Origin of the sequence: Roseburia sp. MSJ-14 (genome assembly GCF_018918225.1) — a bacterium.
GTDB lineage: Bacteria > Bacillota > Clostridia > Lachnospirales > Lachnospiraceae > Petralouisia.
In genome coordinates, this window is sequence record NZ_JAHLQD010000056.1 from 23,925 (window position 1) to 48,155 (window position 24,231).

Genomic DNA, 24,231 nt, shown 5'->3' on the forward strand with positions numbered 1-24,231 from the left:
CCTGCACCTGCCTCCGCATTAATCTTCTTACCTGTTGCTTATCCTGCATCACTCATACCATAAATGCGTTCTTCAAAATATTTTCTGCTTACTTTTCCACGGATTACAATGTAACCCTTCTTTTCAAGTTCACTGTTAATCTGTCTCATAAGCTTGTATGCTGCTGATCTTGAAATTCCAAGAATCTGCATCACATCTCCTACTTCTAAAAACTTTTCGTTCATGCCTTTCACCACCTTTCCTTTATAAATTTGTTTTGGCGTTTCTCCATACCAGTTCTGCTGATGTCACAACCAGCCTCCTTACCTGAGATAATCTCCTGTAATACCGCCCGCTCCTGCTCGAGGTACTCGGTCCGCTTGGGGGAGTGTCTACATTCGCTCGATTCCTATGAATGTCATGGCAAATGCCTGTTCGATATCTGATACCGCTCATTCTGTTATTTTTCAATACCATATCGTATAGATAATTGAATTGATATTATTCTATACCGTGTGGTATTGAATTGTCAAGGAATTTTTCTAATGTTCTCGTATAGAAAAACTTCCATTTTCATTTTTTCCGTGTTATACTGTCTTTAACAGTCCATCAGGGACAGATAAACGGAGGTGACTACACTATGACAATTGGTGAAAGAATAAAGAAAATACGGGTATTCCGTAAAATGACAATGGACGAGCTGGGCGGTGCACTTGGATTTGAGGGCAAAAATATGTCTGTCCGCATATCCCAGTATGAAACCGGTGCCCGCATTCCCGGTGAAGATATGATTCTAAAACTTGCTGATGCTTTGCACTGCAATTACAAGTCAATCTCTGATTACAGCCTTGGTGCTGCTGAAGATATCATTGAAACACTTTTCTGGCTTGAAGAAAGTGCCACATCACTTCCTGCCCGTGGAAAAGGTACAAGATTCCCAGAGTACACAGCTCCCGGCAACCTGATTCATCTGACTGCAATGACTCCGGCAAAACCCTCCGAGACCGCCAGACCAACTTACAATGAAGATGATTATGAAAGTGCAGGTTCACCTGTCGCATTAACTTTTGAATATGGATTGGTAAATGATTTCCTTTCGGAATGGTGTGAAATGAAAACGAAATTAAATAATGGAGAGATTTCTCCTAATGAATATTTTGAGTGGAAAATAACATGGTCTCAGGCGTAAATGAAACTATTCACGCACAGCTCACTTTAGTACCACAAGACAAAAAACAAGCTCGCAAATGCCCATTTTACTAGGCTTTGCGAGCTTTTAAAAATTATTCAAACTCCCCGCAGAGAAACTTATTATCTCTGCTAAAGCTTGATTTCTAGAGCTTTTAATGGCGATTATTCCGCCTTTTATCACAATTATTTTTTATTTTCAAAAATTTAGGTATCATATGGGTATCAATGTACCCATTTGGTATTAGGTCTCCTACATAAGAAAATGTACAATATTTCTTCGAAAAATATCTCCAACACTTATCTTATTTTGGGTACAAATTTATTTTCTTAACAGCAACTCTTGTTTCAATAAAGAAATATCCTGATGATTATTTTTAGGTTTTATTCTATCTAAAACCTTCTTTTCAACAGATTGTGTCCAATAAATTTTCAATTTTTCTCTTGCCCTTGTTATGGCAGTATAAAAGATACTATGTGTTATCAGTTCATCAATATCATCTGTTATAATGATTTTTACTGAATCATACTCTAAACCCTGTGCTTTGTGAATAGATACCGCATATGCTATTTGAAATGGTACCATATTCTTAGATACACTGTCATCATCTTCATCTGTACTTTTATTTTTATAAACTTCAAATCTTATAATAGAATTTCCCTTTTCTGATACACCTATAACTTGAAAATCTAAATCTTTGTCATCTAAATTCATCAATGGCTTGTCAATCTCTATATCAAATTGAATTCGTTCCGTTACTTTACCAGCTTCCAAAAGTCTAAAATCTTCTATTCTGCCTTTCATATTATTATGAATAATTGGAACTTGTTCTTTATTCTTTGTAAAAAATGAATCCGCCAAATCATTGAACAAAATTGGATCACCAACTTTATATCTCTGTATTCCTCTCCTTATCTCCTTGCCATTATTGTTTTCTTGCATAAAATGATTTATATTGTTTATTCCATACAGTCCTCCATAATTTAAACATAAGATAATCTCGTTCTCTGATGCTGGAGTTAAAATTGACGGATCAAGATTTACTGAATAACCTCCTGCTTGTAGTCGATCCAATATATCATCCTCCATTTTGCGGACATTATCCCACAAAGCTTGTAACTGCTTGCTATTACTTCTATATGGTTTTACCAATTCACATATTGCAGACTCTGGAAGAAATCCACGTATTGTATCAAACCAATTTCCAAATTCTATTGATTCTATTTGGTACGTATCTCCAACTAATACAAGTAATTTATAATCAGCAAGTTCCAAAAACTCCTTCATTTCCTTATTGCTAACCGTACTACACTCATCAATAAATATAATATCATACTTTCTCTTTATGTCATTATTATATCTATTGTTAAACTTTGAAATTGTCATAAATTCGCAATCTGAGGTTGCAGCGACCTTTCTCTTCAGATTGTTCACTGCTGGATTCGTATATGCCAAATACAATTTCGAATACTCTTTAAAAAAATTGGAAATGTAATTAATAAATGTAGTCTTCCCTGTTCCTGCTGCCCCATATATTACCGATACATGCGATTTAGCAAACATTGTCTCCAATGCTTTTTTCTTCTCTTCCGATATATTATAATCACTATTTTCAATCCAATGTTTTACAGTATTGGAATAATTACTCACACCGCTTTGAGCTAATCTCTTAATCGTTGTAATTATAGATATTGTATCATCCCTGTATGCCTCAATAAATATATAGCCTTTATCTATAATCAATTTACGTGCTTGCTGTTTCTGAGTTTGCGGTAACTTCTTATTATATATATTTTTCAAAGTTTCAACATCTTCAAAATTACCAAGTTTATACTTTTCTCCATTCTGCTCTAATGGGGTATACAGCATCCCTTTCTGTTCAGTATTATTTTTTATAACTCTAGCCATAAATTCATGTTCACGTCCAGCTGTATCCAATGCTATTAACAAATCTGATATATTTGGTACATGTTTTCTCAATCCAGAACAGAACGGCATTGTATCAAAAGGCAAACACTCATTTGCTAAATATAAATTTGAGAGCCAATTATTAGCACCCAAATATTCCCATCTTCCAGTGTTATAATTCTTTTTATAACTCTCATGATATTGTTCTTTAATAACTCTATTATTCATATGATGTAACAAATATCTTAAAACATTGTAACCTGCACCTTGATTTTTAATGAGTTGTCTACAGAAATCCAATAAATCAAAAAAATGATACCCCTCTCTATTTGGAACAATTCGATTGCGGATTTCATTATATTTTTCATCTGAATAAACAACTATCTCTGCTAAGCTTCTTCCCGACTCGGTCAAATACTTAACTAGTTCCCTCTCCTCTGCTTTTCCAATGGGTTTGGTCTGATTATTAATTATCTTACTAAAATTTTTAAATTCACATGGTCGAATACTTACTTCCCAATCCAAAATAATTCTTATAGGCATACATTTATCAAATATTTCTATATAATCATCTTCTATTGCTAACTTTACCGCATAAAAGTCTGTTATTTCCCTATCTGTAAATGCAATTATTCTATCTGTTTTACTTGCCTTATCATTTGCCGGAATAAATGCTACTTCATAATATATTTTATTATTACAAAAAAATGGTTTTATATTTTGAATGTAAAAACGATCATATTTATACATATTTTTTGATGATTTTTTATATTCATCAACCTTTTGAACAATTTTTAGATAATACTCATTTAAGCTCTCATCTGTTTCAATTGGAAATTGCTCTAAGTTATACAAAACATCAAGAGAATACTTATCATGTAACATTGTTTTTATCCTAAGAAGATATTCGTAATATTTTAACATTAAACGCTCTGAATTTTCTTCCTCTAAAGTCCTATGTGATACAGATACCTGCAAAAAATGATGAAAACGAGACAAATATCTCAACCACTCTTGATTTTTTGCATATTTAACAGCCTGTTTAACATTATCCTGTGTATCCTCAATATCATTACCATTAGCATATATTTTCAACAAAATATGTTCAACAAAATGTCTTAATTGTGATAGAATATCCTGTGATATTTCTCCTCTCGTCGAATTACACAAATTATTTATATGTCTACATATTATTTTATCCGAATTTAATATTTGCTTATCAATTTGCAAAACATTATCCATAATCTCATCTTTCTCCTTATCATATATCTCTGATTACATGTTTTAATATCTTTATTATGTTAAATGTCTAACTGGAATACATTGATCCATATATTTATGTACAAAAGAAACTTGTTGCAAAATATCAATCGCATCATTTTCATTAATATCCCATCTAATTCTCAATTCATGAGCCGTAACATTTCTTACCATATGAATTAATCCCAGTATTATCTCTTTAAGTCCATTTTGCTGGTTCTGTTCTGAAGTTGTCCTTAATGAGTTTAAAACAATATATGGATTTTTTACAGAAAAAGCAGTTTGAATAAGTTCATTTCCATCTGTTAACAATCCACTCATTTCTCTTACCCGATCACATATTCCTTTTACTGCTTCCTGAACCGCATGAAAATAATCATCTACTAGTAATTCTTCTCTGCAGCATATTAAAACTCTTTGATGTGCACCATAACATGATAATTTATTTTTTAATTCTCTTGTTCTTCTTTCCACTTCGGATAAACTTTCAGCCTTAGTAATTTTATAGAAGTTGCCATCATCCCTTATTTCAATTCCTTTTAACATCAATACCCTATTTATTTCAAAACGTCTCTTCTCATATGCAGATTGAGTATTTAGCCCTCTAGCTGGCTCCATACATACTTGTATAAATTTATATACACAGTTTGTACTATTATCTTTTCTACTCTGCTCACAAAATGCATTAAATAATCTCTTATATTTTGTATTTTTTGAATCAATATCTTTTAAGCCACACTCTGAAAGCAATAATCCTATTTCTGTCCCTGTAAATCCAAATTCTGTGTCTCCCAATGCTTTTGAAACAGCTAGTAACTCAGATTCTAATAATGTTGGAAATCCCATGCTTCAACTCCTATCAATAAATGTTAATGCACACAAACATGACAAGTCTCTATTCTTTCAAATGAATGTTCTACCTGCAAATCTATCATTTTTAAGTTACTCTCTATATACTCCAACAATTCTGTATCATCCAAATATATATACATCTGTGGTGCTACAAATCCCGGAACATTTTCTCTTAAGTCATCTAATGATATCTGTGATGTTTCCTGAAATCTATCTATTTCCATAGCATACCTATAATGATACTTTTCTATATATTCTTTTATTCGTGTAACGGCATTGCTATCTTCTTTATAGTCTTCCATCCAGTCAGATAGACAATGCCTTTTACCCAAGTATACAACACCGGTGATTGCTTTCACCGGTGAGCTGACATACATATATGCCATTATAGGTTCATTTGGAAAATTTCTTCTATGTTCAAATATCTTCACACCAGATTTTATTTTTTCATAAACATCTGGTCTGAAACTTAATAGCATTTTTCTCAATGTCTGTGCCGCCTTATTTCCATTTACATTCAATATTCAGCACTGATGTCGGCATACCAATAAACTGCACATCGAATTTTAAGCTTGGTTCAACCTTTGTACTTGCATTATGAATTCTGAAACTTAATTGCCATCCATTATCCAAAAACATTTCTACTGTATTAGTGCTTCCTGGCTTGAACTCAAGTGCCACAAGTCTTGTAGGTAACTCTACTACTGGCACAGTAATTGCCGACACCTTATTTTCACTTGGTTTATTTAAAGTATCATGCATATTAAAAGTATGAATCATAGTAAGACGCTTACTGTCACGGCTGACAACCTTATAGTAATCCTCTATTCCAATCAGATATTCTATCATCTTACGTGGCATATTCTTATCTTCTTTATATGCTCTATTAACCTCATCCATAAATGCCTGTAATAAAGGTACATATACTACCTCATCTTTGTCATTGATTTCAGACCATCTTGAACCATTATCCTTTTCATTCTTCAACATATCAAATATTGGTTGAACCGCATCCCAATATGCATCACTACAAGGCATATCAAACCACTCTTTACCAAAATCGAGTTTATGACTTAATCTGCTATGTTTTACGGCATCGTGATTATGTTTGATACTTAATCCTATTTCCCACTCAATATCTTCTCTTCTAATAACAATATCTCTTACATCACCCTTTACGCCTGCTCCGTCCTTCTGAAATTCTAATGTCAATTCATCGTTACTGCCTTCTGACATTTTAGGTTCCATTTCAAGCACTGTATCAATTGCTGATTCTGCTGATATCATAAATGTCTGCTGCATTCCCTCATCCATAAGAGCCCATGCCTTTTCATTTGCATGCAAGCTAGAATTATCAACTATTCTAGTTTTTCGCATTTCACATAATGCCTTGTAAAGTGTTTTTATCCAAGCATACTCATATGCTCTGCCCTGATCATTACTCTTTGTACTCACTTTCTTCTCATTAACCTCCTTTGCATCTATAACCTCATTATCTACAATAACCTCTGCACCATTACCTTCTAGGTATTTCTTTATCGCAACAGCTATTTCATATGCAAGGTTAACTGGAACAGCATTACCAATCATTTTATATGCTGTATTAGTATCCTCATATATAAATTTGAAATCATCCGGAAACCCCTGTACTCTGGCAACCTCTCTAATTGTCATTCGACGATAAAGATGTTCTTTTCCTTCTACAAATCTGCAATCATTCTGTGCCACTTTAACCATTTTAGGTGCCTGTGGATGAAGCTGACATTGTCTTCCTGATGCCTGAACTGTAAATGCCTGTTCATCCCATCCTTTTACTCTGTTACGGCTCATAAATATTGGTGAATATGCTCCAGTATAGTATTCATTGTTATTGATTGATTCTGGGTTATGATGATTTTTCTCTCCTGATGGAACAGCCGTATCTTGCAAATCCCATATAATATCACGAAGAGTGATTTTTTTATCATCATCCTTTGTTGAACCTTTAGGAAATCCAAAATCAATGCGCAAATCCTTCCTGAAACCTATATAAAACACTCTCTTTCTTTCTTCTGCAACTCCGTAATCCTTTGCATTTACAAGGGTAAATGACACATCATATCCAGCATCATCAAAAAGATTTAGAATATTCTGCACCGCTTCTGAATGTCTGTTCGCCAACATTCCGCTTACGTTTTCTGCCAAAAAGAACTTAGGTTGGAATTCCTTTAGGATTCTAATATAATCAAAGAACAACTGTCCTCTGTCATCCTTAATTCCCTTTAATGAACCTGCTTCAGACCACGACTGACAAGGTGGTCCACCGATAATTCCGTCAACTTCTCCATTTATAAACTGTTCTATATCTTCTTTTGTTACCTGTCTTATATCACCTTCAATCAGATGAGTATTAGGATGATTTGCTTTAAATGTCGCCCATATTGTTTTATCAAACTCATTTGCAACAGGAATATTAAACCCAGCTCTTTCAAAGCCTAAATCTAATCCACCACATCCACTAAACAAACTAATTATGTTCATGGGTATCCTCTCCTTCATTGTTTTCCTTAATTATTTTGGCAGCTTCTATCAATGCCGTTCTTCTTATAAACTCACTATATGATGAATATGCTTCTAATCTTGCTGCTTCCTTAAACTTATCTAATTCTTCTTCACTCACTCTTATACTGATCGAAATTGATTTTCTCATCTCATTTGTTCCTCCTGCTTCATAAATTTATGATACTTTGTTCGTATGTCAATGTCAATACTTTGTTGCACGAACAGATGTTTTTATTTTGTTCTTTTAGGAACTTTATCAATCACCTTCCCCACACTCTCCAGAAACCTCTCCAGCAGATTAACCCCATCAATTACAAACTGCTTCATAAACTCATACGCCTTTTCCAGCAGTTCCTTTAATGTCGTATTTTCCTCTCTAAGCTTCTGGTTCTCATACATTACATCAATAAGCTTCTCCCTAACATCATCAGTTCCACTCTGTCGGAACATATCATATACGCTCTCTGCAATTTTTGTTCTTTCAATCAGTTCACTTTCCTTAGAAGAAAGAAGTTCCAGATTATTCTTTTTATCCGTAATCATATCTTCATATTTTGCATATTCCGTTTCTGCTGCATTAATACTACTCCTGACTTTCTCCAGCCTGTCTTCATCAGCAGCTATAACATCCAGATTTCTACTATGGCGTTGTTCCTGTGTAGCAATCTGATATGATATGCTTGCGTTATTGCTTCTCAGTTTAGTATTTTTCTCCTGCTCCTCATTGTTATGCTGCTTTATATCAGCAAGCTTCCTACTCTCCTGTGCTACCTTATATTCCGTCACAGACAAGTCATGGTTGCGACCTTTTTTCTTCTCTGCCAGCTGTTCCTTGAAATAACATTCAAATCCATAACTTGCCTCCGCTCTCAATTTATCTTGAAGAATTACAGATAATGTTTGTGGTGTAAATACATTTCTTTTTGATACTTTCTTAGATAAGCCACGCTTTGCTCCTTCCCATACCGGAACGCCTACCACATGCATATGCGGGCTGGCTTCATCAAAGTGTATGACCGCATTCGCAATCTTGAACTCCGGCAGTAGCTTTTGCAGGCATTCAAGAATATAGTCAAATACCTCAGACATATAATTTTTGTTTTTCCAATGCTCGTCCCAATATTTCTTGTCCCCGCATTGAAAAATAATCTCTACCGCCATATCCTGATTAAGACCTGCAACATGTTCAAAGTAGTCCTTTATCTTTCTGTCTTCTCTTTTCTGCCTGCTGTTATATTCCTTTACCACATCATCAAATTCTCTGTGATATACCCGCTTAACATCCTGAAATAAATCCGTTGTTCCATAAATCAGCCTGACATTATCTGAGCTGTAATCTGCTTCATCAACAGATAAAAGAGGATATAAAATGCACAATGTCATTTAGATAAGAATGACACAAAGAACAGTGTATATAGAAATGTGTACCCTGTTCTTTTTTTGTGAAATTTCCATAAAACACTTGACGGGATAAACAAAATGTGTGGCCGCTCTAACTATCTTTCTTTTAAGATAGTTAGAGCGGCCCTTGTAATTAAGAAAATATCTTGATTGCAAGGAGAATTACACTATGAATTATTCTATAGAGATAAAACAAAAACTATTATCAATTATTAAAGATATGGATTCTTACCATTGGATGTTTACAAAGAATCCGGAATCAGATTTTTCACGTAAAAAGAAATGGTCATTTGAAGAAATAATGAAGTTCATGCTTACAATGGAAGGCAAGTCATTGAGAGATGAACTGTTGGAATATTTTGATTTTAACAATTCCACACCATCGAACTCATCATTTAACCAACGCAGAGCACAGATATTGCCAGATGCATTTGAATTTTTATTTCAAGAATTCTCTAAGTCTTTTGCAGACAATGCCACCTATAAAGGGCTTAAATTAATTGCATGTGATGGATCAGATTTATGTATTGCCCACAATCCCAATGATGAAACAACCTATTTTCAATCACTTCCTGACAGCAAAGGATTCAATCAACTACATTTAAATGCTTTTTATGATTTATGCAGTCGACGGTACATTGATGCAATTATTCAACCTGCCCGCCTGAAAAATGAAAATAGTGCTATGTGTGAATTGATTGACAGATACAGTGGTAAATCGGCTGTTTTCATCGCAGACAGGGGGTATGAGAATTATAATATATTTGCTCATGCTGAACGCAAAGGAATGTATTAATTAATACGTGTCAAGGATATAACAAGTAATGGAATAACTTCAAAGCTTACTACACTGCCAGAAAATGATGAATTTGATGAATGGGTTCATGTTACTCTCACAAAAAAGCAGACAAATGAAGTAAAAGCAAATCCTCAAAAATACAGAATTATTATGAAGAAAACACCTTTTGATTATATTGACCTGCATTGTAATAAGTTTTATGAAATGAAAATGAGGGTGGTGCGTTTTCCGATTTCAAAAGATTCTTATGAATGCATTATCACAAATCTGCCACAAGATAAAATAAACTCTGATGAAATCAAACAGTTATACGCAAAACGATGGGGAATTGAAACTTCTTTCCGTGAATTAAAATATGCATTGGGGTTAATACGTTTTCATGCAAAGAAAACGGAATATATTATGCAGGAAATATGGTCAAGAATGACATTGTATAATTTCTGTGAGATTATAGCAACTAATGTTGTTGTAAAAAATAAAAATGACTGCAAACATATATATCAGTTGAATTATACTCGTGCAATGCGAATTTGCTGTCATTTTCTATCACTAAAAAAGAGGAAGCTCCACCCGATGTAGAGTATCTAATCGGACATGAGCTTCTTCCCATACGTTCTGGGCGAACAGACCCTCGCAAAGTCAAACCCCAGTCAGCGATAAGCTTTCTCTATAGAGCAGCTTAATCAAATATTAGTATACACTCTTTTTTAGGCAGATGGAAGCATCTGTCTGTTTGTTGTGCAAAATTATTATGCTAAACGTTTTTTAATATAGAAAAACAGCGAATAAACAAAATGTTTACTCGCTGTGAAAAAAGCCCTAACCGCTAAACCATTCTTATCTAAATGACATTGGTGCAATGCACAGGAGCTTTTTATATGCAGACCTCTATTTATTTGTGCTGTCTGCATCAATTACAGACTGAATCTGCTTCATAAGGGCATCATAGTTGTCCTTGTTATCAATTCCGCCGAGCATTGGTTCGCCTACAATATTGCCATTTCTGTCAACAAGTATAGTTGTTGGAAATGCCATGATTTCTGAGGCGTATTTACCGGCAGCACTAGAGGAGTCAATTGACAGATTACGATATTTGACACCCTGGCTTTCAAGAACAGAGGCAGCCTCTTTGATAGCTGTTTTATTGCCATCGAAGGTCTCAGTGTTGATGCCAACAACTTCTCCGCCCATTGATTTGATAGCATCATTTAATTCGTTAAGCTTGGATAACTCAGCGACACATGGTTTGCAGCCGGTAAACCAGAAATTGACGACTGTTACTGCATTACCGGAAAACAGGCTGTCATCTACCTTATTGCCATCAAAATCCTCACCGGAAAAATCACTGAATACAGATGAGGCTTTAGAGCTGTCCTTCTTGTTGTCATCTGATGATTTACTTTTGTTATTAAGCTCTGCTATCTGTTCCTCGATTTTTCGTATGGTTTCAATATCCTCATTAAGTGTTTTAAGCTCATCGTCTGTGAATGAATTCCTGTTTGATTCTACGGTACCGGCAAGATAATCAGCATAATTTCCGTTTGGATCGGCGTCACTTTTGTTCATCATGCCAAATGCCTTGTTCCACACATCAGCGTGATCTGCAAAAAGCTGATTTTCCTGCTGATATAAATCATCAAGCCTGGAATCTGATTTGCCGGATGCTTCCGAGCCGGCTTCAGTCTGAGTGTTCTTAGAATCTGTTGTAGAAGCTTGCTTTACGCCACATGCTGTAAGTGATAATGCTATGCAGAGTGTAAAAATAGAAATAAATAATAATTTATTTTTCATGAGTAATTTCTCCTTTAAAATAATAGTAAAATGTTTAATAGCTATCTGTTGTCATTTTTTTGACATGATTTTCCCATAAACCGGTAGCAGATGGCGTCCTTCGGACAGGTCTTTATGCAGGCACCACAGCGTATGCACTCGGGGTGATCCGGTGTCTTACACACATTCACATCCATCTTACATGCCTTTGAGCATTGACCGCATCCGACACATTTGCTGCTATCAACGGTGATTTTGAGCAGGCTGACCTTATTAAATAATGAGTAGATTGCTCCAAGCGGACAAATCCATTTACAGAAGGGCCTGTAAAATAAGATACTTAGTACAATCACTGCAATTAAAATCATACACTTGAAAGAAAAAAGCTTTCCCAGCGCAGAACGGATAGCAGCATTTCCAATAGATAACGGTATAGCACCCTCTAAAACACCCTGAGGACAGATATATTTGCAGAAGAACGGGTCTCCCATTCCTATAGAGTTCGTTACAAGTATCGGAAGAAGTATAACGAAAACAATAAGAATGACATATTTTAGGTACCTAAGAGGCTTTAGTTTGGCTGTGGATAATTTCTTTCCGGGGATTTTATGAAGTAAATCCTGAAACCATCCAAATGGGCACAAAAAACCACATATAAATCTGCCGAGAGTTACACCGAGTAAAATAAAAAATCCGGTTATGTAGTATGAAAACTTAAATTTTGAAGATCCGACAACTGCCTGAAATGCCCCTATTGGACAGGCTCCTGTCGCGGCAGGGCAGGAGTAGCAGTTTAATCCGGGTACGCATACTGTTTTTGCATTGCCCTGATATATTTTACCCTTAAATAAATTTGTAATATGAATATTGGTCAGCAGCGTTGCTGCGGCCTGTATCCAGCCACGTATTTTTGCCAGTTTTCTTGATAGTAATTTCTTTTCCTTATCCAATTCCGACACACTCCAGACATAGTTTTATTGCTTTACCAAGCACTGTAGCCGCCTCACCTCTGACTGCACCATAGCTTATCATGGATACACCAAGGATAAGCAGAATGATTTGACATGTTTTTTGGTATTTCAACATAATGTTGCTCCTTTTTGTTGTATTGTTGACCAGCTGACTTTGGTATTATACAATATAGGTTGTAAAATTATTGTTAAGAAGCAGGAGAACATTTTGAGATTATTAATTGTTGAGGATGAGAAACAAATATGTGATATGGTTGCAAAGAGTCTGTATGCTGCCGGTTATGAGGTGGATGCCTGTTATGATGGGAAAGAGGCTCTTGAATGTATACTGTCGGAGAATTATGATCTGATAGTTTTGGATTTGAATCTGCCGGGGATGGATGGCATGGAGCTTCTTAAGGAGCTTAGAAAATACAATGATGAAACTAAGGTTTTGATATTATCTGCAAGAGGTCAGATTGCTGATAAGGTAGAGGGACTGGATGCAGGAGCAAATGATTACATGGAAAAACCATTCCATCTGCAGGAGCTTGAGGCACGTATCAGAAGCCTGACAAGAAGGAAATTTGTACAGAATGATATATGTCTTAAATACGGAGAAATAAAGTTTGATACGATTAAACGCGAGGCATATGCAAAGGGAGAGCCGGTTCCACTGACAAGAAAAGAGAATGGTATTTTGGAATATTTACTTATCAATATAGGCAGACCGGTGAGCCAGGAGGAGCTGATAGAGCATGTGTGGGATGCCACGGCAGACAGCTTTAGCGGAGCAATCAGGGTACATATGTCTTCACTTAGAAAAAAGCTTAAGACGAAGCTGGGATATGATCCCATTTTGAACAAGGTAGGTGAAGGCTATAAAATACGGGAGGAGTCTGACAGATGAAAAGAATGTCGCTACAGTGGAGACTTACGTGCATTACTACATTGTGTATTGCTATTATATGTGGCTGCCTGACTATGTTTGTCTATAAAAATGGTGTGCATTACATCGATTCTCTGCAGGATGCGGTAGAGTCACAGGGGGATGAAAAAGGAAACAAATCAGATGAAATATATATCAGCATACCAGACGATAAGTGGGATGAGTTTGCGGATGAATTTTCGGTTCAGGTGTACAATAATAAGGCCGACTATAAAAGAAACAGTCTGATAATCACGGTTTTGCTGGCGCTTTTGGGAGGTGCCGTCACTTATTTTATAAGCGGGCATGCACTCAAACCAATTAGGGAGTTTTCAGATAAAATTGAAGAGGTACAGGCTCAGAATCTGTCTGATTCAAGAATAGAGGAAAACAATGTTAAGGAACTGAACCAGCTGGGTATTTCTTATAATAAGATGCTTGAGCGTCTGTCGGAGGCATTTGAGATACAGAGACAGTTTACTGCAAATGCAGCACATGAGCTGCGTACTCCATTAGCGTTAATGCAGGTACAGCTTGATTTATATAATTCTGCCTCTCACCCGGGAAATGATGCAGACACTTTGCAGACCATAAAAATGGTTACGGAACAAAATGATAAATTAAACAGGATGGTAAAGACTCTTCTTGACATGAGTGAGCTTCAGACGGTGGGAAGGGATGATAAAATTATATTGGATGCTATTGTTGAAGAGGTTTTGGCAGACCTTGAGCCTCTTGCTGTGGAAAAGAATATAAAGCTGATTGGAAAATGTGAGAATGCCACTATGATAGGCAGTGATATCCTTATTTACAGGCTTGTATACAATCTGGTTGAGAATGCCATCAAATATAATCATCCACTCGGACAGGTTACAGTAACCGCATATCAGAGAAACAAGCATGTTTATCTGTCTGTAGAAGATACGGGAAGCGGAATACCAAAGGAGCTTAGGGAGAGAGTGTTCGAGCCATTCTTCCGTGTGGATAAATCCAGAAGCCGAGAGCTGGGTGGCGTAGGGCTGGGTCTTGCTTTTGTCCGTGAAATCGTTAGAGTACATGATGGCAGTATTTGTATCAAATCAGGCAAGACTGGGGGAACGATTTTCGAGGTGACTTTTGCACAGCATTCAATGTAGCGTTCCATTTTACACATTTGTCAACGCTATTAAAACAAATTTGCTAAATGAGAAAAATAGAATAATTTGTTATTTGAGTGTGTGAAATAAAGTCTGTAAATAGACATTCTATGATAAGTGATGGAGCTGTAAGTTCATGAAATGAGCTTGCAGCTCTTGTTTATATAACTAGCATATAAAAATACCCATGTCAAGGACGCCCATTTTATAACGAGCGTATATTCATCCTTGATATTGGGTGTTTTTTATGCTATTCAGGCAAACGGCCTTCGTACATAATGCTCAGTTCTCCATACACCTGAGCCCAGTTTCTTAAGGTCGTTGTCCATTTCTTCGTTGCTTCAAACGTTGAAAGGTACAGAGCTTTCAACAATGCCTTGTCGCTTGGAAATACACTTCTCTGACGATTAAGTTTACTGTATGTTGAATTTAAACTTTCAATGGCATTGGTTGTATATATTACTTTAATGAACAGTTTAATCCTGAGCGTCCAAACGCTGTCTGGTGTACTGACATTACATACATCTGGACCAATGACGGCTTCGTGCACCTTAACTGTGTAATGGATCTGTTTGCCAGAAAGATAATTGCATGGACTCTTGCCGACACAATGGAAGTTTCCACTGTAATAAAAACAATTGAAAAAGCCAAGGCAATACGTAACACCGATTTACCTTTAATAATACACACTGACCGCGGAAGCCAGTATGTGTCTCAGGCATGGCGTGAAGCCACAAAAAACATGCAACGCAGCTATTCTCATAAAGGTTATCCTTATGACAATGCCTATATTGAATCCTTCCATTCACTCATAAAAAGGGAATGGCTTAACCGTTTTAACATTAAGAATTACAGACACGCATACAACCTGATTTTTGAATACATCGAAACCTTTTATAACACTGTCAGAATTCATAGTCATTGTGATTACATGTCTCCTGACGAATTTGAAAAATTGTATGAAAGGGTTAAATCTCTGCCGGCTGCTTAGCTGACAGAACTTCTCATTTTATTTTGTGCTAAATCTTGACATAGCACCACTGCGAAGCAGCTGCATTCATGAGCAAGTAGCGTAGCGGATTACGAATATCAGCTCCCAGCAGGGCGAAATACACCAGTAAAGCATTTCAAAGGCATAATAGGAAAGTGGCTTATCCATCATCACATCCGCAAATTTCAGATATTCCTCTTTCGTCCAGAACAGCATTTCCTTGTGTTCCTCACTACCCATAGAGCCTGCTTTCTGTGCCGGATTGCTCGGCAGATGGTAGTATCTTATTGCACGATTGAAAATGGCACTTAACTGTGCATGTATGGTTTTAAGGTAAGTCGGAGAATACACTTTCCCCTTCTCGCCCTTGTAGGCAAGAAGCTCATTCTGCCACGCAATCACATCCTTTGGCTCAATCTCTGCAATCTTACGCTCCCCGAAGTAGGGAAGTATTTTGGTACGGATCACATGGCTCTTAGACTCCCATGTGTTTTCCTTTACCCTCTTTTTCTTATCTTCCTCGTAAATCTCAAAGAAGCTGGCGAAGGTCATGTCCAGCTTGGACTCGCTCTTTAACATGACCTCTCGCTCCCATGCAACCGCTTCACGCTTGGTTGCAAACCCTCGTTTCTGCGTCTGCTTCCGCTCCCCCTTATAATTGGTGTAGCGGTAAATGACACGCCATTTCTCTCCGTCTTTGTATACAGCCATTACATCATCTCCTCTCCTTTAGTCGCTGTAGCATAATTTCTTACGAAAAAAGCTGGTATTCACTCTTCCGGTAACGGTCAGATAACCAAGCTTCTGCATTTCCGCATTCAGCTCTCTGACAACCTTGTAGGCATAGGACTTGGAAACATTAAGCTCCTGTGCCACTTCATCCACCGTCATAAAGTTCTTGTTCTCCATGTGTTTTCCTCCTTTCCGATTTTTACACTTAACTCTTTTTGTTTAAGTTTGTGCTTTGTATGATACTAAACATTTTAAGTTAAGTCAAGTGATTTCTCGAAAAATCTTAAACATTTTTATTTAAGTTCTTCTTGCTATCCTCATTGACTCATGCTATACTCTACTTAAACAAATTTGTTTATCTATCCATTTAATACAGATAAATGGCAACAATATGATAGGAGGCATTACAATGGCAATCGGGCAAAGAATACGATTTTTCCGTAATAGAAAAGGCATGACACAGAAGCACCTTGGCGAAATCCTTGGTTTTGTTGGTAAAACCTCTGATGTCCGCATGGCACAGTATGAGTCAGAAGCAAGGATACCAAAGCAGGATCTTGTAAAAAACATGGCTCATTTCCTTGATGTCAGCACCCATGCACTTACCGTGCCGGATATAGATACCTACATTGGTCTTATGCACACTTTCTTTGCGTTGGAAGATATGCGTGGTCTGAAAATCGGAGAAGTGGATGGAGAAGTTGTCTTACACCTTGATAAATCCGACTATTCCACCTATTCCACTATGGACAAAATGCTCCGTGCATGGCTCGCTGAAGCCAAGAAGCTGGAAAGCGGAGAAATTACCAAAGAGGAATATGATGAATGGCGTTACAAGTATCCGGAACTGGATACCCACCAAATCTGGGCGAAGGTCTACCCACAGGAACTTTTTGATTTTATAGACGAATGTGCCAAAGAAGCAGAAAAAGAAGAAAAGAAAGAAGCGAAGCGTAAAAAGAAAAAATAGACATCAAAAAAACCTTACCAATTTTCAGTTGTCATTTCTGAAAATCAGTAAGGTTTTCTTATGCTCATAAAGTAATCTTATTCATTGAATAAGGGAAATCTGTTGCCAAATCGTTGCCAGAGCTTAAACAAATTTGTTTGGAAACCGCATAAATGCTGGACTTTTTTAACACTACTCCTTACTCAAACTCGCAAAGTTTGGTTTGATTCTGGTTGTTTTAATATGGTTATCTATACTGTTTTGTATTGATAATATGTGTCTTTTCCACACATTATTTTTCGTTTCACATATTTTTAGTACCATTCCAGTACCATTGCATTTTTTCATTATTGTGTGCAGTTCTGGTGGTTTGCAGGTTGGTTTGCTATTCACAGAATAATATTCTGTCGGTTTGCTTGTCCACCTATGGAAATTATAATCTGCAACCGCTAATTCTGCAATAAGAAATTTTGTGGTACTAATGGATAGCATCATCCTTTTTCATATCATTCATCAATTTATCAAAATCACTTTCATATTATAGTTGGCAAAATAAACAGGATATTTTTGTTATGTAAACTAAAAAGGAAGTAGAGATTAAATCCCTACTTCCCAATCATACAGTTTTTCTTTATGATATTTCTGGATTTCTGTAACCATCTGATGTGATCACGCAGTTCTTCCCAGGAAACATCTTCCGGTGATTTGTGAAGAATATTTGTCAGATAATCCAGATAGGCACGAATGTAGGTACAATAGTTTCTTATTTTTTCTGAGAGAAAAAGTATCAAAAAGGTATCAAGACATAAAAAGACCTGAAATCATGTCTTTTTAACATGATTCCAAGCCTTGTAAAATATTTAGCATACTGTATTTTTCTATTCAGATACCATCTTAATTTGCACTATCTATGCTAACCGAAACAACAAAGTGCTTGACATTCACAAGTGTTTGCTGTTTACATGTCATTTTTTTGTTTTTTAAATTCTATACCCACCAGTACAACAGATAGCACAAACGCTGAAAAATCAGCAACAGGCCCCGCTAGCAATACTCCCATAATTCCGAAACGAAGCGGGAGCAGCAGGGTAAGCGGAATCAAGAAAAAGGTCTGCCTTGTTAATGCCAACAGAGCACCTTTTAACGCTTTTCCTATTGCGGTAAAAAAGTCGGAAGAAAGCAACTGCACACCATTTACCAACACCATGAAAATATAGGTACGCATGAACAAAACAGCAAATTCAAAATACAGCTCGTCCCCGTCTCCGAATAGTGAAATGATAGATCGCGGGAAAAATTGAAATGCGATAAAAGCAATAGTGGAAACAACAAGATTCCACTTTATTGCAAGCATGTAAGCCTCCCGTACCCGATGATATTGCCTTGCTCCATAGTTGAAACCGATAATCGGCTGCATCCCTTGCGAGATTCCTGTAACAATCGCAAGGATTATGGCATTTGTTTTCATAACAATTCCGCAAGCTGCCAAGGGAATATCCGTTCCATATTTTGTTAATGCGCCGTAATAAGTCAACGAATTGTACTGAATGATTTGAATCACGGTAATTGCAATCTGATTTGAGCAGCTGCTTATCCCCATGCTGCAAATTTTCAGGCTTTCTTTAATGTCAAATAAAAACGACTTTTTTTCAAAATGGATTGTTTGGAAACGCCATAGATAACGGAGTGCGAGTGTGAAAGAAAAAATTTGCCCAATAACCGTTGCCCAAGCTCCGCCGGCAATTCCCCAATCGCAAACAAAAATAAAAATGGGGTCAAGAATGGTATTGATAATAGCTCCCACAACCATGCAGGCCATTGAATACTTTGGTTTTCCATCTGCTCGAATCAAATTGCTCATACCATTCGTTACAATGAGAAACGGCATTCCAATCAATGTTATGCTGGCATACTGCTTTGCATATGGAAATACAGCTGTCGTTGCCCCAAATGCCTTTAGGAGCAAAGGCAGAAAAGTTTCTCCAACCAGCAAATAAATAATTCCGAAAATTCCCATCAGAACAATACCATTTCCCGCTGCTTTGGCGGCAGCTTTCGGCTCTTTGCATCCAAGACAGAGGGAAACACGGGAAGAACTGCCAATTCCGACCAGTAGTGCAATGGCAAGGCAGATGGTAGAAAACGGGTAGGCAACATTGGTTGCTGCATTTCCCAAATAACCGACCCCTTGACCAATAAAAATCTGATCCACAATATTGTAGATTGAACCGACAAGAGACGCCACAATACTGGGAACAGCAAAATTTTTCAACAGCTTTGGAATTTTTTCATAGCCCAGAGGATTTTCAGTCATTGAACTCCTCCCCCTTTCTCTCTATATGGAGTTCCGATGTGATATTTCTGCCCGCCTGTATTAAGAAATCCATAAAAAGGTTCTGCTCGGATTCGCTCATACCCTGCAATAAAAGAGCTTCTGTCTTTTCGCATACCGTCTGTACCTCATCAATTACAGACAGCGCACGTTCCGTAGGATACAGCTTACACGTCCGCTTATCCTTATCATTTGGGGAACGCATAATCATTCCCTGCTTTTCTAATGCCGCAACTGTCCGTACAATATTGCTCGGATGAACATAAAACATATCCATTAAAGAATCCTGTAAAATGCCGGGCGAACGACAGATTTTGATTAAGAACATATATTGACTGTTGTTGATTCCATAGGGGGCAAGTTGCTTGTCCAAATAGATTTTGTAAAATCGGTCTGTTACGGAAAGCCATTTTAATAGTTGCATAGATATATACCTCCAATCAGAACGTATTATACATCAATATGCGTGCGCACGCAACTACTTTTAACATTATATCTGCCGCTTTGTCCTCCTAAACACAAATCAATTCTACATCTATAATCTCTACTGCTCTGCTACGAATATTATTCATTTTCCCGACCCATTCAAGCTGATTTTCTGCCTTTCATCTATTGTTTCGACTGCTTCTCTCTGTCTTTCAGAAAGACCTTCAAATATATCCATACAAGCACTCCTTTCCAAAAATAACGGTTTCAAATCAAACTATATAACACATCTTATCAAACTACTTGTCCCATAATCTGTACTTGTTATTTGTCACCCATTGATTCTTCTTTATCCGGGACATACTCCATAATCTCACCATAATCCGTCCCTAATTTTTTACATATTTTATCTAAAATAGGCATAGCAACATATTCATTTTTCCCAAGCTTTGTCATGGTATTAGGTGCTATTTCTGCTTTTTTTCTCAAATCCGCTCTGCTCATTTCTTTTTCGGCTAATTTTATCCACAATCGCTTATATGATACTGCCATTGCTAATCCTCCATATAAAATTTCATCAAACAATTCTATATCACATCATACCATATATCTAATATTTTCTCAATATTTTTTCGCACGTTCTCGCGACTTTCTATACTTCCTTCAATAGCCAATATTTCGATTTGTGAATCAATATTTTTCTATCTAATACATAACTGGAAGAGACAGAGGAATTACCTTCCTCTGCCCCTATTCCACATCTTATCTTCTGCTTTATCTTTACCAGCATCTCTACCAACACTCTCATCATAAATTCTCTGGAATTCCTCATACATTTCGTCTCCATCCAGCTTTATCCCAAGCCTTTTCATTACATCCGAGAACAACCATATGCTCCCACTAACATCAGCAATATCAAATCCGAATATATCAGCCTTAACAGAATCACTAATATTCTCATAACCACCAAGCTCTGATATCCTCCTGACAATCCAGCCAGCTTTGTCCACAGACACTTTTTCTTCAGATTCCATAAATTCACTTTTACCTGTTACATCAGTAATATCTTCATCCCTTCTTGCCGTATTTACATCAGACGCATTACGAATATCTGGCATTACAGACGTATTGTTCTGATTATTGTCTGGATTCACTACCTCAACATTCGTCTCCGGCTCAACAGCCACATCTTTCTCTGACACAGCCTCCTTTTCCATCCCCGGTATATCAACATCCCTGTCTGCAACGATTTCTTCTTTCCCAGACACCACATAATAAGCTGTATACAAATCTTCTTTCACAATGCCATCAGCAAGCTGCAACTGCTTCTTAATCCCTCTTTTCTCCTGCTTCAATTTATCCAGTTCTTTCTGCACTCCCACATGCCATATCTGGTACTCACGATACTGCTCCTCGTTCTTAATATTCCGTTTCCGACTAGAACTTTCTCTGTATATCTCCTTCTGTCTGTCCTCAATCTGCTGGATCTTTTCTTTCTGCTCACTTATGAAATCCACAAGCTCCACAACACTTTTGATGTCATTATTTACAAGCAGCAGATATTCGTCCTGTAACTGATGAAACCTTTTCAAATCCTCTGTATACTTTGCTCCACCAACCTCAAAACGCTTCTGCTCTACAATCCTTAATCTGTATAGCTTTGCATAAAATTTCTTCTGATATGGTGACAGCTTCACTCTGTGCAATCCCATGATATCCGACGAATAAAAGTAAGGCTTTGCCATCCAAGGCATATCCACATAATGCCGTAACATATCTTCTGAAAACATCTCGTCCAGCTTTGCCAGTTTATGATAATATCTAAATCCCGGTGCCTGCACCTCCATCCACGCATCTTTCTTGAATACATATCCCAGCCGTTTCATCAGATATTTAAAATGCTCTACATTCCCTGCTGCATACGCACACATCTTGGCATCTCTGAGAATTATCTCTTTCATTGACATTTCTCTTTCCCACTTGTCCCTGCTGATATTCTTAGGGTTCCTGCTGTACTCCGCCGGCATTATGGAAAGTCCAAGTTCATCACAATATTTATTTGTAATAGGCTGGAGATGATTCTTCCAGTTGCTTTTAGGTGAATTGTATTTCTTGCCAGTTGTCATACTGACACTATTCCAGATCAGATGTCCATGCATATGCTCCTTGTCAGTATGAACCGCATACACAGCCTCATAATCATCTCCCAGTAAATTCTTCGCAAAGTGCTCCAGCACATACATTGCCTGCTCTGCACTTACTTTTTCTTCCGGTGAAAATGATATGATCACATGATAGCCCTGCCTTTTACCCGTCTTATGAAAAATATTCTTTGTCTCTTCCATCTGCTCAAATGCTGTGTCCGCCAGGCAGTTAATACCGCCCACCAGTACACATTCTTCTGTCTTATCCGGGTTCTGGATATATTCCAAGGCATTCTTCAAGTGCGATGCCGGATTTCTGCCCTCTGATTCCTGTATATTTAAGATCTTTGTAATCGCCATACTTCCAGCACCTCCCCAAATGTTTTCTTTACATCATCCAGACTGTTCTGCAGCTTGTCAATGTCGCTGTAATACAACCTCCCATGTGAATTGCCAAGCTTTACCGCCTGATTAATATTATTTGCAATACCGGCAATAACACGGATTGCTCTTGCCCTGTCCTCAGGATAACTTGTATCTATATTGCCTCCTGTCCGGATTAATTCTCTTATATAGGCACTTGCTGTCATTCTCGTCCGTTTAAGTGCCGCTTTCAGAATATCCATATCTTTTTCTGACAGCTTCACCGATATCTTATAATCTTTCCTGTCAGACTTGTATCTTCTCTTTCCATCTGCCATACATTTCTCCCCTTTCGTAATTTTTCAATGCTGTATCAAACCAATCTCTTTTTATCTGTACCATTGCTTTTCATCCTTTCCAAAAGTTCTGCTTATAGGTTTTGCAAGATGCGGAAAAGGTCGGACCTTTTCCCGAAAAAATATAAACGCATCAGCGTTTACATAATTTTTCGTCTTGGCAGGAGCTCCTGCACCCTGTATATGATATGTGGTGGTTAATGTACCACCACGATTACTGATATGGTGGTTGAAGTTCCACCAGAGTTGTAAAGTGGTGGCACTTTTTGCCATCACTTTATTGTTTTGGTGGCATTTTCCGCCACCACTTTTCCATTTTGATGGCACTTTCCGCCACCATGACTTTTTTCACTCTGATTTGAGTGGTGGCGCTTTTTGCCGTCACTTTGCTGTTTTGACGGCGCTTTTTGCCCCCACTTTTGCATTTTGACGGCACTTTTTGCCCCCACACTAATGAAACTGCATCACCACATCCATAATAACGATTTCCTCTGCCATCATCCTGGTCTGTGTTCTTAGCTGTAACTGTTCCGTAAAGGAATTTGGATTCTTAGGCTTATGCTTTTTCAGCCACTTAGCTTCAATATCATCAAGCAGCTCATATGCTGTTTCATTGACTTCATTTGCTCTCTCTTCAAGCTCGCCGAACCTCACCAGGCTTTTATATCTCATTGGATATTCTTCCTTGATATATTTAATCCACATACGCCCATACTTTCCTGCATCTATATCTGCCTTTTCTGTTCCTGCAACAAGCACCGGATAAAAGATTCCATCCTTTTCTTCATACGGAATACCAAGCTTTTCAAATGTTGTTTTACTCATAATGATTACCGCCTTTCTCATCACTCTGCAGGATATCAAGCACATGCTTTAATGGAACCAGCAGTTCTTCAACTTCTATACCTCTGTCAGATTCATCTAACGTCTGTAATTCTTCCAGTATCGTATCAAGATGAACCTGTACTTTCTTTGCCACCTTTATTCCACCAACAACCTTGATTTCATGCTTCAGCAGACATTGGATGATATAATCCTGTTTTGAAAGTCCGCTGAGTGAAACCTTCACATTCAGCTCCTGCGCTTCCTCCGGTGACATCCGAAATGCTACCACAACATTTCTCCATCTGTTCTTGGCATCCAGCCTTTTCTCGCTCATAATAATCTGCTCCTTCCGATATAAAACCTTTTACTTAAGTCCACATAACATCACATCCATACATAA

General features: G+C 37.3%; 26 protein-coding genes and 2 pseudogenes. 6 read left to right on the forward strand and 22 right to left on the reverse strand.

Annotated features, from left to right (window positions below):
* Window positions 1-38: 38 nt before the first annotated feature.
* The gene (locus KQI83_RS15695) at window positions 39-224 is read right to left on the reverse strand and encodes an AlpA family phage regulatory protein (protein ID WP_015560978.1); all 186 of its coding nucleotides are present in this window, start codon (window positions 222-224) and stop codon (window positions 39-41) included.
* A 395-nt stretch (window positions 225-619) separates the two neighbouring features.
* On the opposite strand from KQI83_RS15695, the gene KQI83_RS15700 reads away from it, so the two are divergent.
* Window positions 620-1,168: a helix-turn-helix domain-containing protein gene (locus KQI83_RS15700; protein WP_216559995.1), complete on the forward strand. Its 549-nt coding sequence runs from the start codon at window positions 620-622 to the stop codon at window positions 1,166-1,168.
* A 321-nt stretch (window positions 1,169-1,489) separates the two neighbouring features.
* On the opposite strand, the gene KQI83_RS16915 is transcribed toward KQI83_RS15700, so the two are convergent.
* The 6 genes from KQI83_RS16915 to KQI83_RS15730 all read right to left on the reverse strand — a co-directional run bounded on the left by KQI83_RS16915 (window position 1,490) and on the right by KQI83_RS15730 (window position 9,112).
* Entirely contained in the window at window positions 1,490-4,318 is a 2,829-nt protein-coding gene (locus tag KQI83_RS16915) for an ATP-dependent DNA helicase (protein WP_176931406.1), read from the reverse strand.
* 54 nt (window positions 4,319-4,372) lie between these two features.
* Window positions 4,373-5,182, reverse strand: coding sequence for a TIGR02391 family protein (locus tag KQI83_RS15710; protein ID WP_154268203.1), 810 nt, complete (start codon window positions 5,180-5,182; stop codon window positions 4,373-4,375).
* A gap of 23 nt (window positions 5,183-5,205) precedes the next feature.
* A complete protein-coding gene (locus KQI83_RS15715; RefSeq protein ID WP_216559997.1) occupies window positions 5,206-5,676 on the reverse strand; it encodes a hypothetical protein in 471 nt (156 codons plus the stop codon).
* A 13-nt stretch (window positions 5,677-5,689) separates the two neighbouring features.
* Entirely contained in the window at window positions 5,690-7,708 is a 2,019-nt protein-coding gene (locus KQI83_RS15720) for a HaeIII family restriction endonuclease (RefSeq protein WP_216559999.1), read from the reverse strand.
* A complete protein-coding gene (locus KQI83_RS15725) occupies window positions 7,695-7,877 on the reverse strand; it encodes a type II toxin -antitoxin system TacA 1-like antitoxin (RefSeq protein WP_216560001.1) in 183 nt (60 codons plus the stop codon). The genes KQI83_RS15720 and KQI83_RS15725 overlap by 14 nt, the downstream gene beginning before the upstream one ends.
* An 83-nt stretch (window positions 7,878-7,960) precedes the next feature.
* Complete coding sequence (locus KQI83_RS15730) at window positions 7,961-9,112, reverse strand: plasmid recombination protein (protein ID WP_216560003.1); 1,152 nt, start codon at window positions 9,110-9,112, stop codon at window positions 7,961-7,963.
* A gap of 337 nt (window positions 9,113-9,449) precedes the next feature.
* On the opposite strand from KQI83_RS15730, the pseudogene KQI83_RS17160 reads away from it, so the two are divergent.
* A pseudogene (locus KQI83_RS17160) lies at window positions 9,450-10,508 on the forward strand (IS4 family transposase).
* A gap of 309 nt (window positions 10,509-10,817) precedes the next feature.
* On the opposite strand, the gene KQI83_RS15740 reads toward KQI83_RS17160, so the two are convergent.
* Genes KQI83_RS15740 through KQI83_RS15750 form a run of 3 tightly spaced genes read right to left on the reverse strand, consistent with a single transcriptional unit; the run spans window position 10,818 to window position 12,785 of the window.
* Window positions 10,818-11,720: a TlpA disulfide reductase family protein gene (locus KQI83_RS15740; RefSeq protein WP_216560005.1), complete on the reverse strand. Its 903-nt coding sequence runs from the start codon at window positions 11,718-11,720 to the stop codon at window positions 10,818-10,820.
* Between the two features lie 41 nt (window positions 11,721-11,761).
* Window positions 11,762-12,649: a 4Fe-4S binding protein gene (locus tag KQI83_RS15745; protein WP_216560007.1), complete on the reverse strand. Its 888-nt coding sequence runs from the start codon at window positions 12,647-12,649 to the stop codon at window positions 11,762-11,764.
* Window positions 12,642-12,785: a CD1871A family CXXC motif-containing protein gene (locus tag KQI83_RS15750; RefSeq protein ID WP_009263530.1), complete on the reverse strand. Its 144-nt coding sequence runs from the start codon at window positions 12,783-12,785 to the stop codon at window positions 12,642-12,644. The genes KQI83_RS15745 and KQI83_RS15750 overlap by 8 nt, the downstream gene beginning before the upstream one ends.
* 93 nt (window positions 12,786-12,878) lie before the next feature.
* Here KQI83_RS15750 and KQI83_RS15755 point away from each other — a divergent pair, with 93 nt between their 5' ends.
* Both KQI83_RS15755 and KQI83_RS15760 read left to right on the forward strand, forming a co-directional pair.
* Window positions 12,879-13,559: a response regulator transcription factor gene (locus KQI83_RS15755; protein ID WP_216560010.1), complete on the forward strand. Its 681-nt coding sequence runs from the start codon at window positions 12,879-12,881 to the stop codon at window positions 13,557-13,559.
* Complete coding sequence (locus tag KQI83_RS15760; protein ID WP_216560012.1) at window positions 13,556-14,713, forward strand: sensor histidine kinase; 1,158 nt, start codon at window positions 13,556-13,558, stop codon at window positions 14,711-14,713. Before KQI83_RS15755 ends, KQI83_RS15760 begins: the two co-directional genes overlap by 4 nt.
* Window positions 14,714-14,963: 250 nt before the next feature.
* Here the strand turns inward: KQI83_RS15760 and KQI83_RS17335 are convergent, their stop codons facing one another.
* Complete coding sequence (locus KQI83_RS17335) at window positions 14,964-15,263, reverse strand: transposase (RefSeq protein WP_216560014.1); 300 nt, start codon at window positions 15,261-15,263, stop codon at window positions 14,964-14,966.
* Here KQI83_RS17335 and KQI83_RS17245 point away from each other — a divergent pair.
* A complete protein-coding gene (locus tag KQI83_RS17245; protein ID WP_334300150.1) occupies window positions 15,168-15,704 on the forward strand; it encodes an IS3 family transposase in 537 nt (178 codons plus the stop codon). The two genes, KQI83_RS17335 and KQI83_RS17245, sit on opposite strands and share 96 nt — an antisense overlap.
* 120 nt (window positions 15,705-15,824) lie before the next feature.
* On the opposite strand, the pseudogene KQI83_RS15775 reads toward KQI83_RS17245, so the two are convergent.
* Together KQI83_RS15775 and KQI83_RS15780 are read right to left on the reverse strand one after the other, a co-directional pair.
* A pseudogene (locus tag KQI83_RS15775) lies at window positions 15,825-16,415 on the reverse strand (Arm DNA-binding domain-containing protein); the annotation flags it as partial.
* An 18-nt stretch (window positions 16,416-16,433) separates the two neighbouring features.
* On the reverse strand, window positions 16,434-16,613 hold the full coding sequence (locus tag KQI83_RS15780; RefSeq protein WP_216560024.1) for an HTH domain-containing protein: 180 nt from the start codon (window positions 16,611-16,613) through the stop codon (window positions 16,434-16,436).
* A 232-nt stretch (window positions 16,614-16,845) separates the two neighbouring features.
* On the opposite strand from KQI83_RS15780, the gene KQI83_RS15785 reads away from it, so the two are divergent.
* The gene (locus KQI83_RS15785; protein WP_216560026.1) at window positions 16,846-17,406 is read left to right on the forward strand and encodes a helix-turn-helix domain-containing protein; all 561 of its coding nucleotides are present in this window, start codon (window positions 16,846-16,848) and stop codon (window positions 17,404-17,406) included.
* A 937-nt stretch (window positions 17,407-18,343) separates the two neighbouring features.
* On the opposite strand, the gene KQI83_RS15790 is transcribed toward KQI83_RS15785, so the two are convergent.
* The 9 genes from KQI83_RS15790 to KQI83_RS15830 form a co-directional block, all read right to left on the reverse strand.
* Window positions 18,344-19,699 carry an MATE family efflux transporter gene (locus KQI83_RS15790; RefSeq protein ID WP_216507395.1) on the reverse strand — a complete coding sequence of 452 codons (1,356 nt, stop codon included), beginning with the start codon at window positions 19,697-19,699 and terminating at the stop codon, window positions 18,344-18,346.
* The gene (locus KQI83_RS15795) at window positions 19,692-20,141 is read right to left on the reverse strand and encodes a MarR family winged helix-turn-helix transcriptional regulator (protein ID WP_118508147.1); all 450 of its coding nucleotides are present in this window, start codon (window positions 20,139-20,141) and stop codon (window positions 19,692-19,694) included. Before KQI83_RS15795 ends, KQI83_RS15790 begins: the two co-directional genes overlap by 8 nt.
* An 88-nt stretch (window positions 20,142-20,229) precedes the next feature.
* Entirely contained in the window at window positions 20,230-20,289 is a 60-nt protein-coding gene (locus KQI83_RS17005) for a TnpV protein (RefSeq protein ID WP_253292202.1), read from the reverse strand.
* 178 nt (window positions 20,290-20,467) lie between these two features.
* Window positions 20,468-20,695: a helix-turn-helix domain-containing protein gene (locus tag KQI83_RS15805; protein ID WP_075680659.1), complete on the reverse strand. Its 228-nt coding sequence runs from the start codon at window positions 20,693-20,695 to the stop codon at window positions 20,468-20,470.
* A 182-nt stretch (window positions 20,696-20,877) separates the two neighbouring features.
* Complete coding sequence (locus tag KQI83_RS15810; RefSeq protein WP_216560028.1) at window positions 20,878-22,647, reverse strand: relaxase/mobilization nuclease domain-containing protein; 1,770 nt, start codon at window positions 22,645-22,647, stop codon at window positions 20,878-20,880.
* Entirely contained in the window at window positions 22,626-22,988 is a 363-nt protein-coding gene (locus KQI83_RS15815; protein WP_075680661.1) for a plasmid mobilization protein, read from the reverse strand. The genes KQI83_RS15810 and KQI83_RS15815 overlap by 22 nt, the downstream gene beginning before the upstream one ends.
* Window positions 22,989-23,039: 51 nt before the next feature.
* The gene (locus tag KQI83_RS15820; protein ID WP_143524750.1) at window positions 23,040-23,333 is read right to left on the reverse strand and encodes a hypothetical protein; all 294 of its coding nucleotides are present in this window, start codon (window positions 23,331-23,333) and stop codon (window positions 23,040-23,042) included.
* Window positions 23,334-23,456: 123 nt separating this feature from the next.
* Window positions 23,457-23,831: a TnpV protein gene (locus KQI83_RS15825; RefSeq protein ID WP_075680663.1), complete on the reverse strand. Its 375-nt coding sequence runs from the start codon at window positions 23,829-23,831 to the stop codon at window positions 23,457-23,459.
* Window positions 23,824-24,165: a plasmid mobilization protein gene (locus KQI83_RS15830; RefSeq protein ID WP_075680664.1), complete on the reverse strand. Its 342-nt coding sequence runs from the start codon at window positions 24,163-24,165 to the stop codon at window positions 23,824-23,826. Before KQI83_RS15830 ends, KQI83_RS15825 begins: the two co-directional genes overlap by 8 nt.
* Window positions 24,166-24,231 lie beyond the last annotated feature (66 nt).

What these genes read in the sequence shown, in the direction of transcription:
- KQI83_RS15695 (WP_015560978.1), bottom strand. Translation starts at nt 224, where the DNA reads ATGAACGAAAAGTTTTTAGAAGTAGGAGATGTGATGCAGATTCTTGGA.
- KQI83_RS15700 (WP_216559995.1), top strand. Translation starts at nt 620, where the DNA reads ATGACAATTGGTGAAAGAATAAAGAAAATACGGGTATTCCGTAAAATG.
- KQI83_RS16915 (WP_176931406.1), bottom strand. Translation starts at nt 4,318, where the DNA reads ATGGATAATGTTTTGCAAATTGATAAGCAAATATTAAATTCGGATAAA.
- KQI83_RS15710 (WP_154268203.1), bottom strand. Translation starts at nt 5,182, where the DNA reads ATGGGATTTCCAACATTATTAGAATCTGAGTTACTAGCTGTTTCAAAA.
- KQI83_RS15720 (WP_216559999.1), bottom strand. Translation starts at nt 7,708, where the DNA reads ATGAACATAATTAGTTTGTTTAGTGGATGTGGTGGATTAGATTTAGGC.
- KQI83_RS15725 (WP_216560001.1), bottom strand. Translation starts at nt 7,877, where the DNA reads ATGAGAAAATCAATTTCGATCAGTATAAGAGTGAGTGAAGAAGAATTA.
- KQI83_RS15730 (WP_216560003.1), bottom strand. Translation starts at nt 9,112, where the DNA reads ATGACATTGTGCATTTTATATCCTCTTTTATCTGTTGATGAAGCAGAT.
- KQI83_RS15740 (WP_216560005.1), bottom strand. Translation starts at nt 11,720, where the DNA reads ATGAAAAATAAATTATTATTTATTTCTATTTTTACACTCTGCATAGCA.
- KQI83_RS15750 (WP_009263530.1), bottom strand. Translation starts at nt 12,785, where the DNA reads ATGTTGAAATACCAAAAAACATGTCAAATCATTCTGCTTATCCTTGGT.
- KQI83_RS15760 (WP_216560012.1), top strand. Translation starts at nt 13,556, where the DNA reads ATGAAAAGAATGTCGCTACAGTGGAGACTTACGTGCATTACTACATTG.
- KQI83_RS15780 (WP_216560024.1), bottom strand. Translation starts at nt 16,613, where the DNA reads ATGGAGAACAAGAACTTTATGACGGTGGATGAAGTGGCACAGGAGCTT.
- KQI83_RS15785 (WP_216560026.1), top strand. Translation starts at nt 16,846, where the DNA reads ATGGCAATCGGGCAAAGAATACGATTTTTCCGTAATAGAAAAGGCATG.
- KQI83_RS15790 (WP_216507395.1), bottom strand. Translation starts at nt 19,699, where the DNA reads ATGACTGAAAATCCTCTGGGCTATGAAAAAATTCCAAAGCTGTTGAAA.
- KQI83_RS15795 (WP_118508147.1), bottom strand. Translation starts at nt 20,141, where the DNA reads ATGCAACTATTAAAATGGCTTTCCGTAACAGACCGATTTTACAAAATC.
- KQI83_RS15805 (WP_075680659.1), bottom strand. Translation starts at nt 20,695, where the DNA reads ATGGCAGTATCATATAAGCGATTGTGGATAAAATTAGCCGAAAAAGAA.
- KQI83_RS15810 (WP_216560028.1), bottom strand. Translation starts at nt 22,647, where the DNA reads ATGGCGATTACAAAGATCTTAAATATACAGGAATCAGAGGGCAGAAAT.
- KQI83_RS15815 (WP_075680661.1), bottom strand. Translation starts at nt 22,988, where the DNA reads ATGGCAGATGGAAAGAGAAGATACAAGTCTGACAGGAAAGATTATAAG.
- KQI83_RS15825 (WP_075680663.1), bottom strand. Translation starts at nt 23,831, where the DNA reads ATGAGTAAAACAACATTTGAAAAGCTTGGTATTCCGTATGAAGAAAAG.
- KQI83_RS15830 (WP_075680664.1), bottom strand. Translation starts at nt 24,165, where the DNA reads ATGAGCGAGAAAAGGCTGGATGCCAAGAACAGATGGAGAAATGTTGTG.